The organism is Streptomyces sp. NPDC038135, from assembly GCF_055601245.1.
In genome coordinates this window covers 343,440-358,337 of record NZ_JBVJXS010000006.1, presented here as the reverse complement: position 1 = coordinate 358,337, position 14,898 = coordinate 343,440, and the positions used below count along the sequence as shown (strand labels likewise).

The window sequence follows — 14,898 nt, the reverse complement described above, 5'->3', positions numbered from 1 at the left end:
CACCGGGGCGGCCGCGCCTCACGGCCCGGGCGTGACCCGCAGCGCGCCCGGCCTGAGCAGCGCGGCCGCCGCGGCCCGGCTGGCCCGCCTGCCGAGGGCCGCGCGGGACGCCTCGCGCAGGAACACGGCCGCCCGGAAGCACGCCGTCGCGCCGGGCCCGTGGCGCCGCCCGTACAGGCGCACGCGGTTGAGTGTGAGCAGGGTCCACAGCCGGGGCGAGACCCGGGACTCGCCGCCGAGGTGGACGGCCTCGGCCGTCGGCTCGAGCCGGGTGGCGTAGCCGTGGTCCCGCGCGCGCAGGCAGTACTCGGTCTCCTCCGAGTAGAGGAAGAAGGACTCGTCCCACGGCCCGCAGGCGGCCAGGCAGTCGGCCGAGAGGGCCATGAGCGCACCGGTCGCCCAGTCCGCGCGCGTGGGCCGCGCGTAGGCGGCGGGGTCGGTGACCAGCTCGCTCAGGCCCGGGAAGCGCCCGGCCCTGCGGTTGCCGATCAGAGCCTCGCCGAGGGCCCTGGGCACGCTCGACTCACGGCGCAGCGAGTGCAGGGGCGCCGCCCGCCCCTCCTCGTACAAGAGGGGGACGGCGATGCCCACCTGGGCACCGAGGGCGTCCACCAGGCGCTTGCCGCAGCCCTGCCGCATCCGGATGTCCGGGTTGCAGACGAGTACGGCCGCGTATCCGCCCTCCCACTCGCCGGCCGCCTTCAGTGCCGCGTTGACCCCGGCGGCGTACCCGGCGTTGCGACCGGTCTGGACGACCGTGGCGTCCGGGGCCAGCGACCGGAGCACCTCGACGGTGTCGTCGGCGGAGTCGTTGTCGGCGACTACGAGCCGCCAGTCGAGTCCGGCCATGCCCTCGGGCAGCGCGGCGAGGAACCCGGGCAGCACCGACGCGCTGTTCCAGGTGACGGCGATGACGGCGACGGGGCTCATCGGGTCTCCACGAGTTGGGGAAGCTGGTGTTCGGGGGTCTTGGCGGCGCCCGGCTCGGCGGCGCCTGCCGCCTCCCCGCGGACGAAGCCGAGCAGACTGCCACCGGCTCCCAGCAGCAGGAAGAACAGGCCGGCGAACATCGGGAAGCTGAGCGAGTCGAAGGTGGCGCTGACGACGAGGGCGACCAGCGACGAGGCGAAGAACGCCTGCCCCAGTTCGCGGTCGGCCTCGGTACGGGCCAGCCGCCGGACGGCACCGCCCTGGTGGATGCCGGCGACGAACAGGACGAGCATGGCGACGAGTCCGAGCGCGCCCATCTCGGCCAGGGTCAGCATGTACTGGTTGTCGGTGAAGAAGTACCGGTCCGGGGTGAAGGTGCCGAAGCCCCGCCCGAACAGCGGATGTTCCTCCAAGTAGGGCACGATCGCGCTGTACTTGACCGTACGGGCCTGGGTGCTGCTGTCGGAGTTGGACAGGAACGATGCGAACAGCCCGGTGATCGTGCCGATCAGCCCGGGGACGAGCACCTTGAAGACGGCCACGGAGGCTGTCATCACGCCGATCGCGGCCCAGCGCCGGGCCGGCTTCCAGCGGGGCACCATCACCAGGGCGACCAGCAGCAGGCCGATGATCGAGGTCCGCGACACCGTCAGGGGCAGCGCGCCCGCGATCAGCAGCACCGGACCCCAGCGGCGGGTCCAGTGGAGGTGGCGGCGCACCGGGTCGAAGGCCTGCTGGACGGCGAACGGCAGCAGGATCGCGAGCATGCCGCCGAACTCGAGCGGCTGGGCCGTGGTGGCCCGGGGCCGGGTGAACGCACCGCGGTCCATGACGCTCACCTGCGCGACGCTGGTCTGCAGGCCGGGGATGTGGACGGAGTCGGCGATGTTGGTTCCCGAGAAGAAGTCGTAGAAGCCGATCGCGGCGACGACCGAGCCCAGGACCACCACCCGGCGCATCAGCACGTCGAGCCGGCCGCGCTCCTGGATGCCCGCCGAGGTCAGTACGACCAGCGACACCCACACCAGGAATCCGATGAGGCCGCGGTCGGCGCCCAGGACCTCCGCGTGCGAGCTCTCCCGCGCCGCGTCCGAGATGTAGGCCGCCAGGACGGCCAGCCCGAGCACGCACATGGCGACGCGCGCCAGCCTGGTTCCCGGCGCGGGCAGGACGCGGCCGCCGAGCCAGGTCGCGAGGTACCACAACAGGCCCAGCAGGGCGAAGACGTTGGCGGGGGTGCCGACGCCGCCGAGCGCGGGCAGGGCCAGGTTCGACGGGATGAAGAGGGCCAGTGCCAGGTAGACGGTGAGGATCGCCGTGGCGTCGACCCGCCGGCCGAGCAGTCCTCTCCGGACCCGGCCGGCGGCGCGGGCGTCCCCGGACCGCGGGGCGGCGCTCCTCGCGGTGGTCCGCCGGCGGCGGACCACCGCGACGCCCTCCATCAGGATCGACAGCAGGAAGGCGCTGACGACTCCGAGGATGACGACGGCCGCGATGTCCTGGTAGCGGTTCTTCGACTTCGCCACCGGGGTCTGCGGCAGGACGACGGGCGCCGTCTGCACGAAGTACGCGGGCGGGACCTTGGCCGCGGCCTGCAGGGCCTTGAGCTGCTCGCCGGCGAACTCGGTCAGGGTGTTGGTCTCCTTCAGCACCTTGGCCCGGTCGGTCCCGGTCACGCTGAGCGTGAGCAGCGGGCTGTCGGCCGTCGGCGCGAAGCCGGCCGTGTACGGGTCCGTGACGCCCCGGCCGCGCAGCTCCTTGGCGGCGTCGTTCGACTCCAGGGTCCTGATCAGCACGTCGGCCGTGACGATCAGCGAACCGCCCGCGTTCGAGATGGGGTTGCCGAAGGTGGGAGGCAGCCGGGAGACCGCCGAGGAGTCCAGCAGGGTGACCGAGCTCTGCGACTGGTAGGAGACGGGGACGGTCACGTACAGGTATCCGCCGCAGACCAGGCTGAGGAGGGTGAGGGGCACGACGAAGTACCAGCGTCTGCGCAGAATGGCCCAGATCTCACCAAGACTCATGCCCCATCCCCCCGTTCGGTGGCATCCCGCCGTGCGTCCTGCCAGTATCGGAGCTGACGGAAGGATCTCGTATGTCGCCCGGGAACGTCGCCGACGCACTGCTCCGCCGCTGGTACGTGGTGCTGGCCGCACTGCTGCTGACCACCGCCGCGGCGTACCAGGTGGTGCGTCCCGCGCCCCAGTACACCGGGTCCGCCGTCGTCGTCCTGAAACCGCCGGTGACCCGGAACCAGCCCAACCAGCTCACCAATCTGCAGCCGCCGCTCGCCCTGGTCTCCTACGGGGTCGTGCAGCAGCTCGAATCCCCGGCGGGGAGACGGGAGTTGAGGGCCGCGGGAGTTCAGGGGACCTACCATCTCGTCCCCCGCAACAGCGGGACCAGCGCCACGCCCCGCTATCTGATCCCCTCCCTGCAGATCCAGTCGCAGGCCGCCGGGGCGGACGCCGCCGTGGCGGCGGTGCGCCGCATCGTCGACGTCTACGCCCGGCACGTCGACGCGATGCAGTCGGCCCAGCGGGTGCCGGCCGGTTCGCGGATCACCGCCTCCGTGCTGACCTCGCCGAGCGCCGCCGAGGTGCGGGGGGACCGGAGCCGGGGCCTGGCCGGCACCGGCCTGCTGGGCCTGGCCGGCGGCGTTCTCGGCGCGTTGTGGCTCGACCGGTACCTGCTGAGCCGTCGCGCGGCCAAGCCCGGACGGCACGCCGGCCCGGTCCTCGCGGCCGGCTGAGACGAACTGTTCTCCCATCAGATACCGCGGCGCTTCCAGGACTCCCACCACAGCCGCTCCCGGCCCCGTTCGGCCACGGCGGACCACACCAGCGGCTGGAGGTACGGCATCGCCTTCGCGCCGATCCGCCGTCTGAGCCGCAGCGCGCGGTACTCCGGCAGCTTCGCGTACTCCGGCAGGCACTGCGCGGCGAAGGCCACGCACTCGTCGACCGGGACGACCTCCGTACGCCCGCGGTCGTAGGCGCGGTAGGCCCGGCGCAGCGCGAAGCGGGCCAGCCGGGTGTGGACCTCGTCGGCGAGGCGGTCGGCGTGCGGCAGCCGGTCGCCGCACTTGGCGAGCACCGAGTCGAAGGCCACGAGGCGCTGGCGCAGGTCGTCGAGCTGACCGCCGAAGTCGGTCGTGGACATGTTCTTTCCGTGGACCCGGTAGAAGGCCTGGTCGGCGCCGCGTACGTAGCCGACGTCGGCGTGTGCGGCGAGCCGCATCCACATCTCGATGTCGCCGGCGTGCGGCAGGGCCGGGTCGTAGCCGCCGACCTCGCGCTGGAGGCTGGTGCGGACGACGACCTCCGGTGAGGTGATGCAGCCGGTGCCCTCGCGGAAGCGCCGTTCCAGCCACCACTGCCCGGGGTAGACGACCGAACCGGTGCCGCGGGTGCGGGCCGGCGGCAGCGGTCCGCCGTGCTGGAAGCGCAGCGGACGCCCGTAGGCGAACCCGGCCTCGGGGTGGGCGTCCAGGAGGGCGGCGGCCCGGACGAGGGCGCCCGGGACCAGCCGGTCGTCGGCGGAGAGCAGGGCGACGTAGTCGCCGTCGGCCCATTCCAGCAGGCCCTCGTTGTAGGTGGCGATGTGACCCTTGTTGGTCTCGTGGACGCGGACCTCGATCCGCGGGTCGGAGGCGGCCAGTTTGAGCGCGGTCTCCGCCGAGTCGTCGGGCGAGGCGTCGTCGATGATGAGGACCCGGACGTCGACGCCGTCCTGCTCGTCCAGGACGCTGCTGACGCAGTCGGCGAGGAAGTGGCCGTACTTGTAGCAGGGGATCACAACACTGACGCTGCTCATCGGTGGGTAATGCCAATCCCCGGCGGCGGCCCACGGGTTCGCCGTGGGCCGCCGCCGGTGCGCTGTGTCGGGTCAGTTCTTCTTCTTGTGGGCGGTCCTGGCGGTCAGGGTCCAGCTGTGGGACTTCACCGCGTGGCGGTGCCTGTCCCGGGCCGTGACCGCGACCTTGAACCGGGTGCCGTCGGGCAGCGGGCCGGACAGGTGGACGGACACCTTGTGACTCGCCCGGTCGTAGGAGGTGACGGCCGTGACGTGGAGCTTCCTGGCCGCGGCCGCCCGGGGGCCGGACAGGACGGTCACGGTCGCCTTGACGGACGACACCGCGGTCTTCGCGGGCAGGGTGGTGACGAGCGGGCTGCCCGCGTCGGCGGTGTGCGTCAGCGCGGACCCGTTGTCCTCGGAGGCGCCGGGCGCCGCCAGGGACGCGCTCGGGTTGTCGGCGGTGAAGACCGGACCCACCCAGTAGTTCGCGGATCCGTAGGAGCCGGTCGGGAAGGCCGGGTCGGCGCCGTACCGGTAGAGCCCGTTGTGGTGGGCGGCGGTGTCGGCGGTGCCGGTCAGCGGGTAGGACTGGTGGGCTCCGGCGAAGTAGCCGCCGTCGACCGCGTAGTGGCCGTTCGGCGCGTGGTAGGAGACGACGTACGGGGTGTCGGCGCTGATGGCCACCGGGTTGGTGAAGGTCATCCGCTGCCAGCCCGAGGCCGACTCGCCGGTGAAGGTGCCGGTGGCGAGCAGCGTGCCGTCGTCGGACCACAGACTGCCGGTGTGGGTGCCGGTGTTGCCGGTCCCCTTGTAGAAGGTGACACCGGTGACCCAGCCGCTCGCCGAGGACGTGAATCGGGTGCCCAGCTCGACCGAGTTGGTGTCGCCGGTCATGTCGGTGGTGGCGGGCACGGCGGAGGAGTTCCACAGCGTGCAGGGGCAGGTGACCGCCGGCGGGGTGGTGCTGGTGGTGAAGGTCCAGGTCACCGGGTCCGCCATGGCGTTGCCCCACAGGTCGGTGGCCTGCACGGAGGCGGTGTACGTGGTGTGCAGCGCCAGTTCCGTCGACGGCGTGAAGGTCGCCTTGTTGGACGCGGGGAGCGTCCAGGCGCCCGGCACGGTGTCGCCGTTAGGGCCCTTCACGGTGAAGGTCAGGCTGTCGGAGTCGACGGCCGAGCTGAAGACGGCCGACACCGGCGCCGTGATCGACACGCCGGTCGCCCCGGACGTCGGGGAGGTCGAGGTGACGGTGGGCGGGGTGGTGCTGGCCGTCGAGGTGTCCAGCACCACGTCGACCCAGTAGTTGCTGCCCGAGGACTGCGAGGACGGGAAGGCGCTCGCCGAGCCGTAGTGGTAGACGCCGTTGCCGCCGTCGGTGCCCGACTTCAGGGCCGTGAGCGGGGCGAGGCCCGCGTCGGAGCCGGAGAAGTAGCCGCCGTCGTAGGAGTATCCGCCGTTGGGGGCGAAGTACGACGCGACGTAGGTGGTGTTGGCCTTGACGCTGACCGGGGTGGAGAAGTTGAGCTGCTGCCAGCCGGAGGCCGACTCGCCGGTGAAGGTGCCGGTGGCCAGGCGGGTGCCGGAGGCGCTCCACAGGCTGCCGGTGTGGGTGCCGGTGTTGACCGGCGACTTGTAGAAGCGGACGCCGGTGATGGAACCGGCCACCGTGGTGCGGAACTTCACGCCGAGTTCGACGGCGCTGCCGTCGCCTCCGTTGACGGTGCCGGGCACGGCGGAGGCCGGCCAGACGGTGCACGGGCAGGCCTGCGGGCCGACGGTGAGCGGGAGGGTGCCGACGGCGCCGATGTTGACGCTGTCGTCCACCGCGCGGACCTTGACGGACACGGCGCCGGGGGCGGTCGGGGTCCAGGTGTACTTCCAGGACGTGAGGCCGGTGGCGGCGTTCCAGGTCTTGCCGCCGTCGGTGGACACCTCCACGCGGGCCACGACGCCGCCCCCGGAGTCGGTGGCGGTGCCCGTGACGGTGACCGGCTTCAGCGCCGGGACGGTGACCCCGGAGGCCGGCGCCGTGACGGTGACGGCCGGGCCGGTGGTGTCTGTGGTGGCCGTCGCGGCGGTGAGGTTGCTCTGCCGGGTCAGCGGCTGGACGCCCATGTCGGCCAGGATGTTCACGGTCGCCTGCTGCATGCGGGCGTCCTCGGTGACCACGGTGTCGGCGGGGTCGTAGGTCGGGATGTTGGTCAGTCCCCACGACCACTGCACGGTTCCCGCGCCGAACACCAGGGCGCCGGAGTCCTGGTCGCGGAACTCGACGAGGTTGTGCGTCGCCGTGCCGTTGCCGTAGACGTTGCCCCAGTCCGTGCGCAGTTTGCCGTCGTTGATGTCGACCGTCGTGGACGACACGTCGATCGCCCCGGCGGGCCGGGTGCTGTTGTCGATGTCGCTGTCCCACTCGTAGCCGAGGGTCCCCTCGGGGAAGGTGGCGGTCTGGCTCGACGTCAGGTTGGCGACGGAGGTGTTGCGCCAGATCCGGTTCTTCCCGTACGAGCCGGGGACGGTGATGGCGTCGCTGCGGTAGCCGTTCACCGTGAACATGGAGCCGGTGAGGATGTTCGGCGGCTGGTAGTCCTGCCCGTACTGGGTGCTGGCGGGGTCCATCCAGGTGCCGGTCCAGACGCCGCTGGGGTCGGCGATGCCGTTGTTCTGCGCCATCTTGGTCATCTTGTAGCAGACCAGGGTGCGGTTGGCCGTGTTGGCGCCGTCGATGCTCGGGGTGAGCCTGGTCTTCCAGAACACCTCGTTGCCGCTGAAGAAGCCCTGCCGGACGCCGGCCTTCCGGGCCGCGAGGACGTTGGAGTACTGGCTCTGCGTCCAGTACTCGTCGTGGCCGGAGGACAGGTACACCTTGTGCTTCTTCAGCAGGGTGGCTCCGTTGGCCGACACGTCGACGCCGGACAGGTAGCTGACGTCGTAGCCGTTGCGTTCCAGCCAGGACAGCATCATGTACTCGGAGCCGTAGATGCCGTTGTCGCCGCCGATGTCCAGCGGCCGGTTGTAGCTGACCTCGTAGGCGCGGCCGTCCGGCGCGGGACCGGTGCCGCCGTAGAGGTCCTGGCCGCCGTAGTCGTTGTAGGCCTGCCAGGTCTGGTCGCTGGTCTGCACGACGACGTCGGAGGTGCTGGAGTCGTTGCGGACCACGAACGGGTACGGCATCAGGCCGTCGCCGTCCGTCTGGGTCAGGTTCGCGATGTACAGGCCGGAGACGGCGTCGCTGGGCACCGTCCAGGTGGCGGTCACCGGCCAGTTGCCGCAGTCGACCAGGCCGGTGCTGCTCTTGGTGGTGCAGTTGGCCGGCTTGGTGAGGTAGTTGGCCGGGTAGGTGACGGCGGCCTGGGCCGCGGTGGACATCTTGCGCGCGCCGTCGCCGCCGTACCAGCCAAGGCGGTAGATCTCGACGTGGTACGAGACCTTCGACTGCACCTTGAACTGCACGGTGTCACCGGCCTGGACGCTCTCCTTGGTGGAGAAGCCCTTGATGTCACCGTAGGCGTTGGGCGAGAACCAGTCGGACTTCGGGGTGCCCGGTTTGGAGTTCTCGCAGACGACGGGGTTCGAACCCGTTCCGCACGGATCGGAGGCGGCCAGGGCGGTCCCCGCCTGCGGGAGCACCGCCCAGATCAACGCTGCTACGACGGCGAGGCGGCTGCCCCGGATCCGTCTGCTCCATTTTTTCATGAGTACCTCTCGCGGTGCTGTGCAGGACCGACCCGTGCGGTCGGGGTGGAGCCGTGAAGCCGTGACCGGTCAGCCGCGCAGGGCGTGGGCGAGTGCGTCCACGACACGCTGCTGCTGGTCCTGGGTGATGTGCGGGTGGAGCGGGAGCGACAGGATCCGTTCCGCCGTCCGCTCGGCGTTCGGGAAGTCGCCCCGGGCGTAGCCGAGATGGCGGTACGCCGGGGTCAGGTGGACCGGTGCCGGATAGTGCACCCCGGCGCCGATGCCCTCCGCGTTGAGCTTGCCGACGACGTCGTCGCGGTCGGCGCCGTCGACCTGGACGACGTAGAGGTGCCACACGTGGACGTTGCCGGGTTCCGTCACCGGGAGCACGACCCGTCCGGCCGCGGCGAGGCCGGCGAGCATCTCGTCGTAGCGGGCTGCGGCCGCCCGGCGGGCGGCGTTGCCGGCCGCGAGGCGCTTGAGTTTCGCCCGCAGCACGACGGCCTGCAGCCCGTCCAGCCGGCTGTTGAAACCGGGCACGTCGTGGCGGTACTTGGCGACGCCGCCGTGGTTCGCGACGGCGCGCACCAGGCCGGCCCGCTCCTCGTCGTCGGTGAGCACCGCGCCCGCGTCGCCGTAGGCGCCCAGGTTCTTGCCGGGGTAGAAGCTGGTCGCCGCGATGCCGCCGCCGCCCGGCGAGCGGCCGTCGCGGGTGGCGCCCTGGCACTGTGCGGCGTCCTCGACCACCCGCACCTGGTCCGGCAGCCGGCCGGTGAGCGCCGTCACGTCGGCCATCTGGCCGTAGAGGTGGACCGGTACGACCGCGCGGGTGGCCGGGGTGACCGCGTCCAGCGCGGCCCCCGGGTCGAGCAGGTATGTGCCGGGCAGGCAGTCGGCGAGGACCGGCCGTGCGCCGGTGCGGGCCACCGCGCCCGCGGTGGCGATGAAGGTGTTGGCGGGCACCACGACCTCGTCGCCGGGACCCACCCCGTTCGCGCGCAGGGCGAGTTCGACGGCGTCGGTGCCGTTGGCGACGCCGACGCAGTGCGCGACGCCGCCGAAGTCCGCGTACTCGCGCTCGAACAGGCGGACCTCCTCGCCGCCGATGAACGCGGTGCCCGCGAGGACACGTTCGAAGCCGGCCCGTACCTCGTCGGCGACCTCCTCGTGGGCCGCCTTGAGGTCCACGAGCGGAATCTGGTTCATGTGACTGGTCCCCCCAGTGCGTGCTTCGCGAAGTCGTGCCTCCGCGAGGCGAGTTGGTCGAGCGCGGGCGCGTCCGCCGCGCGCAGCCGACGGGCCGGGCTCCCCACCCAGACCTCGCCCGGCGGTACATCGCCGAGGACGGCGCTCCCCATCCCGATCAGCGACCAGGCGCCGACCGTCGTGCCTTCCCTGACCAGGGCGCCCGAGCCCAGATAGGCGCCCCGCTCCACCCGCACGCCGCCGCCCAGGCGGACGCCGGAGGCGATGGTGGCGCAGTCCTCGACCACGTCGTCGTGGGTGAGGACGGCCTGCGGCATCACCGCGACGTGCGCGCCCACCCGGACGGCGGCGGTCAGCGCGCAGTGCGCCAGCAGCACCGAGCCGGGGCCGACCTCGGACGACCCGGACACCGCGGCCGTCGGATGGACCACGGTGGCGTAGCGGTCGGTGGGCAGGCCGAGCCTGGCGACCAGCCGGGCCCGGGACGCGTAGTCCCCCGGGTTGCCCACGCAGACGACCACGCGGGTCCGGGGCAGCTCGTGGACCAGGTCGCAGCCGCCGAGGACGGGCACGCCGTCCACCTCGGCGCCGTGCAGGGCGGCGTTGTCGTCGAGGTGCCCGAGCAGCTCGGTGCGGCCCGCGTCCCGCACGGCCTGCGCGGTCTCGCGGGCGAAGCCGCCGGCGCCGACGATCAGCAGCCCGTTCATCTTCGGGCCTGTTCGCGCAGTGCCGTCACGACACGGTCCTGCTGGTCCTCGGTCATCGTGTGGAACAGCGGCAGGATCAGCGAGTCACGGCTGATCCGCTCGGTGACCGGAAGCGGGCCACGGGGGTGGCCTTCGTAGGCGGGTTCGAGGTGCGCCGCCATGATCCCGCGCCGGGCCGAGACACCGGCCGCGGCGAGCGCGGCGAGCAGGTCGTCCCGGCCGACGGGGAAGCCCTCGTCCAGGAGCACCCAGTAGGACTGGAAGTTGCTCTGCCCGTGGGCGGGGTCGCGGACCGGGGTGAGGCCGGGGACGTCCCGCAGCGACCGGTCGTAGCGGGCGGCCAGTTCGCGGCGGCGGGCGATCATCTCGTCGAGCTTGCCGAGCTGGACCAGGCCGACCGCGGCCTGGATGTCCGTCATCCGGTAGTTGAAGCCGACCTCGAGGTAGCTCTCCAGGACCGGCCGGCTGCTCGCGTGACGCTGGGCCGCCGAGGCGTTCATCCCGTGCTCGCGCAGCCGGCGCAGGCGCTCGGCCCATCCGGCGTCGTCGGTGGTGACCATGCCGCCCTCGCCGGTGGTGACGAGTTTGCGGGGGTGGAAGGACCAGGCGGCGAGCAGCGCGCCTTGGCCGACCGGCTTGCCGCCCACGGTGGAGCCGATGGCGCAGGCCGCGTCCTCCACCAGCGGCAGGTCCCAGTCGGCGCAGGCGGCCCGCAGGGCGTGCACGTCGGCCGGCACGCCGCCCTGGTGGACGGCGAGGACGGCCCTGGTGCGCGGGGTGCGGACGGCGTCGACGGTGGCCGGGGTCAGGTTGCCGGTGGCGGGCTCGACGTCGGCGAACACCGGCTCGGCGCCCACGTAGCGCACGGCGTTGGCGGTGGCGATGAACGACAGCGAGGGCACCACCACCTCGTCGCCGGGCCCGAGGCCGAGAGCGACCAGGGACAGGTGCAGGGCGGTGGTGCACGAGCTGACCGCGACGGCGTGCTCGGCGCCCACCCGCTCCGCGAAGGCCCGCTCGAACGCGGCGACCCTGGGGCCCTGGGCGACCCATCCGGAGAGCACCGCCTCGGAGGCGGCCCGGGCCTCCTCCTCGCCGAGCCAGGGGATCATCACCGGGATGCGGTCGGCGCTCACCGGGCGGCCTCCCCCGCGGCGCGCTCCGCGCGCCACCAGTCGACCAGGTCCCTGAGCCCGGTGCGCAGGTCGATCCGCGCGCTGAAGCCGAGCCGTTCGGCGGCGTGCGAGGTGTCCGCGAGCCGCCGGACCACGCCGTTCACCGCGCGGGCGGGCCCGTGCTCCGGCTCCAGGCCCTCGGCCCCCATCGCCTCCAGCAGGCCCTGGGCGAGTTCCTTCAGCGAGGTCTCCGTGCCGCTGGCGATGTTGAAGACCTCGTCGGTCAGGTCCGACTCGGCGGCCAGCACGTTGGCCCTGGCGATGTCCCTGACGTCGACGAAGTCCATGGTCTGGCTGCCGTCGCCGAGGATCAGGGGCGGCTCGCCCGCCTCGATGCGCTCCATCCAGCGGATGAGCACCTCGGTGTAGAGGCCGTGGATGTCCATCCGGGGGCCGTAGACGTTGAAGTACCGCAGCGCCACGTAGTCCAGGCCGTACATGGCGTGGAAGCTGCGCAGCATGCCCTCGTTGAAGGCCTTGGCCGCGCCGTAGAACGTGTCGTTGTTGTAGGGGTGGTGGCGTTCGGTCGTCGGGAAGTCCTCGGCCATGCCGTAGACGGACGCCGATGACGAGGCGATCACCTTGCCGACCCCGGCCTCGACCGCCGCCTCCAGCACGTTGAAGGTGCCGTCGACCATGACCTCGTTGGCGAGCCGGGGCTCCTCCGCGCACTGCGTGATGCGGATCGCGGCGAGGTGGAAGACCAGGTCGGCGCCCGCGGTGGCCTTCCGGACGGCTGCGGCGTCCCGGATGTCGCCCTCGACCACCTCGACGACGCCGCTGGGCAGGGCGCGGGCCAGATTGCCCATGCGCCCGCGGACGAAGTTGTCCAGCACGACGATCTCACGGGCGCCGCCCTCGGCCAGGAGGTCGACGAGATTGGACCCGATGGTCCCCGCCCCTCCGGTGACCAGGATCTTCTTGCCCCGTACGCTGCTCAACTGATGTGCCCTCTCCATCGGTGGAACTGTCAGTGCCCGGCGCGCAGGCCGACGACGGCGCCCCGGAACTCAAGGCTCCGGGAGGCGGCTTCGAGGATGTCCAGCACGCGCAGGCCCGCCCGCCCGTCGGTCAGCGGAGCCCGTCCGCTCCGGATCGCGTCGGCGAACTCGTCGACCATGCTGCGCAGCGCTTCCTTCTCGCCGATCGCGGGGGCGACCATGTCCCCGGAGCGGTAGGAGACGAGCATCTCCCGCCGTTCGTCCGCGCCGATCTCCTGCGGCGCGGCGAGGTCCACGCCCCGGTCGTACACCGCGACGCGCTGGACCGGGTTGAGGTCGTCCCAGATCAGGGTGCGCTTGGAGCCGCCCACCATGGTGGTGCGGACCTTGGTCGGGGAGAGCCAGTTGACGTGCACGTGGGCGATGGCCCCCGTGTTGAGCTGCAGCGTCAGATAGGCCACGCAGGCCTGTCCGGCGCCGATCGGGTCGGCCCCGTGGGCGGCGACCGCGACCGGTTCGACGTTGTCGGGCAGGATGAAGTCCAGGATCGACAGGTCGTGGGGCGCCAGGTCCCACAGGACGTCGATGTCCTTCTGGACGAGGCCGAGGTTGATCCGCACCGAGTCGACGAAGTGGATCTCGCCGAGTTCGCCGGAGCGGACCATGTCGCGGATGCGGCCCACGGCGGGTGTGTAGCAGTAGGTGTGGTCGCACATCAGGGTGAGCCCGCGCTCCTCCGCCTCGGCGACCAGACGCATCCCGTCGGCGTAGGTGGCGGCGAGCGGCTTCTCCACCAGGACGTGCTTGCCGGCGCGCAGCGCGGCCAGCGCGATGTCGAGGTGGGTCCCGGCGGGGGTGGCCACGGCGACGGCGGCGACGGCGGGGTCGGCCAGGACGGCCGCGTAGTCCGAGGTGGCCTGGACGGTCGAGTAGCCGCCGAGGACCCGCTGGGCCCGGTCCACGTCGAGATCGCACAGCCAGCGCAGCCGGAACCGTTCGCTGGCCTGGAAGTTGCGTACGAGGTTGGGGCCCCAGTAGCCGGCCCCGACGACCGCCACCCCCAGCGGATCCGTGGTCTGCGTCACCGTGTTCCTCTTCCTTCGGTCCATCAGTAGGCCCCCGCTCCGCGCACCACGGCGGACCCGGTGCGCAGCAGGATGGTCAGGTCGAGGCCCATCGACCAGTTGTCCACGTATCCGAGGTCGAGCCGGACCGCTTCGTCCCAGGGCAGGTCGGAGCGGCCGCTGACCTGCCACAGCCCGGTGAGGCCGGGCTTCACCAGCAGCCGGCGTTTGATGTCCGGGGTGTACTCCTCGACCTCCTCGGGCAGCGAGGGGCGGGGGCCGACGAGCGACATGTGGCCCCGCACCACGTTGATCAGCTGCGGGAGTTCGTCGAGCGAGCTGCGGCGCAGCAGCGAGCCGACCCGGGTGATACGCGGGTCCTCCTTCACCTTGAACAGCAGGCCGTCGCTGTTCTGGTTGAGGTGCTCCAGTTCCGCGCGCAGGGCCTCGGAGTCCTGCCGCATCGTGCGGAACTTCAGCATGGTGAAGTGGTTTCCGTAGCGGCCCACCCGGCGCTGCCGGAACAGCGCGGGACCGGTGCTGTCCAGCCGGACGACCAGGGCGATCACCAGCATCGGCGGCAGGAGCACCGCCAGCAGCAGCGCGGCGAGCGCCCGGTCCAGCAGTTCCTTGGGCAGCCGGGAGGCCCGGGAGAGGTTCGGCGCCTGTATCCGCATCAATGGGACCCCGTTGGTGGGGCGGACCACCAGCCGGGAGGCGGACACGTCGGTCAGCACGGGCGCCACCAGGAAGTCGACGTCCTGCACGGCCGCCGTCCAGGACATCCGGCGCAGGACGGAGGCGTCCAGCTCGGGCGCCGGCAGCGCCACGACGGTGCCCACGCCCATGGCGCGGACCACGTCGTTCATGTCGCCGATCCCGCCGAGGACGGGGATCCCCAGCTCACGGATGGCGACCGCGTTCTCAGGGTCGCTCAGGCACACGCCGGCGACCTGCATCTCCTGTGCGCCGCCCGCTCTTCGCAGCACGGCGACCAGTTCGACGACGCCGTGCGACGGTCCGACCAGGAGCGCCGCGGTGCGGTCCCGGCCCCGTGCCCAGCGCCGGCGCAGCCGGCGGCGGAGCGCGTAGCGGACCACCAGGGCGATCGCGGCGGCGGGCGCCGCGGCCGCGATCATGTCGTGCAGCAGGCCCAGGTCGCGTGCGAACAGCCAGTACGCACAGGCGGCCAGCGCCGGCAGGGCGACGGCCCCGCGCAGCACCCGCAGGTACTCCTCGGTTCCCAGGCCCAGGGCGCCCCGGTCGTAGGAGCGATGGGCCAGCATCGCCACGATCCACACCGGCGGCAGCACCAGCGCCACCGTCCAGCGGCCGTACGCTCCGTGGACCATTAAGGCCGCGGCTACGGCCGCCAGGCCGTCCGCGACCGGCAGGACCG

The 14,898-nt window shown here is 72.3% G+C and carries 11 protein-coding genes; 1 reads left to right on the top strand and 10 read right to left on the bottom strand.

Annotation, left to right across the window (positions count from 1 at the left end; genetic code table 11):
- Positions 1-18 precede the first annotated feature (18 nt).
- Entirely contained in the window at positions 19-930 is a 912-nt protein-coding gene (locus tag ACZ7JA_RS19225; protein ID WP_470809347.1) for a glycosyltransferase family 2 protein, read from the bottom strand.
- Positions 927-2,954 (bottom strand): O-antigen ligase family protein, encoded by a 2,028-nt coding sequence (locus tag ACZ7JA_RS19220; protein WP_470809345.1) that lies wholly within the window; start codon positions 2,952-2,954, stop codon positions 927-929. Before ACZ7JA_RS19220 ends, ACZ7JA_RS19225 begins: the two co-directional genes overlap by 4 nt.
- Positions 2,955-3,025: 71 nt before the next feature.
- Here ACZ7JA_RS19220 and ACZ7JA_RS19215 point away from each other — a divergent pair, with 71 nt between their 5' ends.
- Positions 3,026-3,682, top strand: coding sequence for a hypothetical protein (locus tag ACZ7JA_RS19215; RefSeq protein ID WP_470809343.1), 657 nt, complete (start codon positions 3,026-3,028; stop codon positions 3,680-3,682).
- Positions 3,683-3,699: 17 nt separating this feature from the next.
- Here the strand turns inward: ACZ7JA_RS19215 and ACZ7JA_RS19210 are convergent, their stop codons facing one another.
- From ACZ7JA_RS19210 to ACZ7JA_RS19175, 8 genes are all read right to left on the bottom strand, one after another.
- Positions 3,700-4,746: a glycosyltransferase family 2 protein gene (locus tag ACZ7JA_RS19210; protein WP_470809341.1), complete on the bottom strand. Its 1,047-nt coding sequence runs from the start codon at positions 4,744-4,746 to the stop codon at positions 3,700-3,702.
- Between the two features lie 72 nt (positions 4,747-4,818).
- The gene (locus ACZ7JA_RS19205; RefSeq protein WP_470809339.1) at positions 4,819-8,370 is read right to left on the bottom strand and encodes a DUF4082 domain-containing protein; all 3,552 of its coding nucleotides are present in this window, start codon (positions 8,368-8,370) and stop codon (positions 4,819-4,821) included.
- A gap of 123 nt (positions 8,371-8,493) precedes the next feature.
- The gene (locus ACZ7JA_RS19200) at positions 8,494-9,612 is read right to left on the bottom strand and encodes a DegT/DnrJ/EryC1/StrS family aminotransferase (protein ID WP_389449240.1); all 1,119 of its coding nucleotides are present in this window, start codon (positions 9,610-9,612) and stop codon (positions 8,494-8,496) included.
- Positions 9,609-10,319 carry an acetyltransferase gene (locus ACZ7JA_RS19195; protein WP_470809337.1) on the bottom strand — a complete coding sequence of 237 codons (711 nt, stop codon included), beginning with the start codon at positions 10,317-10,319 and terminating at the stop codon, positions 9,609-9,611. Before ACZ7JA_RS19195 ends, ACZ7JA_RS19200 begins: the two co-directional genes overlap by 4 nt.
- Positions 10,316-11,455 carry a DegT/DnrJ/EryC1/StrS family aminotransferase gene (locus ACZ7JA_RS19190; RefSeq protein WP_470809335.1) on the bottom strand — a complete coding sequence of 380 codons (1,140 nt, stop codon included), beginning with the start codon at positions 11,453-11,455 and terminating at the stop codon, positions 10,316-10,318. Before ACZ7JA_RS19190 ends, ACZ7JA_RS19195 begins: the two co-directional genes overlap by 4 nt.
- Positions 11,452-12,453 carry an NAD-dependent epimerase/dehydratase family protein gene (locus ACZ7JA_RS19185; RefSeq protein ID WP_351660648.1) on the bottom strand — a complete coding sequence of 334 codons (1,002 nt, stop codon included), beginning with the start codon at positions 12,451-12,453 and terminating at the stop codon, positions 11,452-11,454. Before ACZ7JA_RS19185 ends, ACZ7JA_RS19190 begins: the two co-directional genes overlap by 4 nt.
- 11 nt (positions 12,454-12,464) lie before the next feature.
- Positions 12,465-13,520, bottom strand: a complete 1,056-nt coding sequence (locus ACZ7JA_RS19180; RefSeq protein WP_389449244.1) for a Gfo/Idh/MocA family protein — start codon at positions 13,518-13,520, stop codon at positions 12,465-12,467.
- A 23-nt stretch (positions 13,521-13,543) separates the two neighbouring features.
- Positions 13,544-14,851 carry a sugar transferase gene (locus ACZ7JA_RS19175; RefSeq protein WP_351660642.1) on the bottom strand — a complete coding sequence of 436 codons (1,308 nt, stop codon included), beginning with the start codon at positions 14,849-14,851 and terminating at the stop codon, positions 13,544-13,546.
- Positions 14,852-14,898 lie beyond the last annotated feature (47 nt).

Bases quoted from the DNA above. Each gene is read 5' to 3' on its own strand.
- ACZ7JA_RS19175 (WP_351660642.1), bottom strand. From the start codon at position 14,851: ATGGTCCACGGAGCGTACGGCCGCTGGACGGTGGCGCTGGTGCTGCCG.
- ACZ7JA_RS19210 (WP_470809341.1), bottom strand. From the start codon at position 4,746: ATGAGCAGCGTCAGTGTTGTGATCCCCTGCTACAAGTACGGCCACTTC.
- ACZ7JA_RS19220 (WP_470809345.1), bottom strand. From the start codon at position 2,954: ATGAGTCTTGGTGAGATCTGGGCCATTCTGCGCAGACGCTGGTACTTC.
- ACZ7JA_RS19200 (WP_389449240.1), bottom strand. From the start codon at position 9,612: ATGAACCAGATTCCGCTCGTGGACCTCAAGGCGGCCCACGAGGAGGTC.
- ACZ7JA_RS19185 (WP_351660648.1), bottom strand. From the start codon at position 12,453: ATGGAGAGGGCACATCAGTTGAGCAGCGTACGGGGCAAGAAGATCCTG.
- ACZ7JA_RS19195 (WP_470809337.1), bottom strand. From the start codon at position 10,319: ATGAACGGGCTGCTGATCGTCGGCGCCGGCGGCTTCGCCCGCGAGACC.
- ACZ7JA_RS19215 (WP_470809343.1), top strand. From the start codon at position 3,026: ATGTCGCCCGGGAACGTCGCCGACGCACTGCTCCGCCGCTGGTACGTG.
- ACZ7JA_RS19225 (WP_470809347.1), bottom strand. From the start codon at position 930: ATGAGCCCCGTCGCCGTCATCGCCGTCACCTGGAACAGCGCGTCGGTG.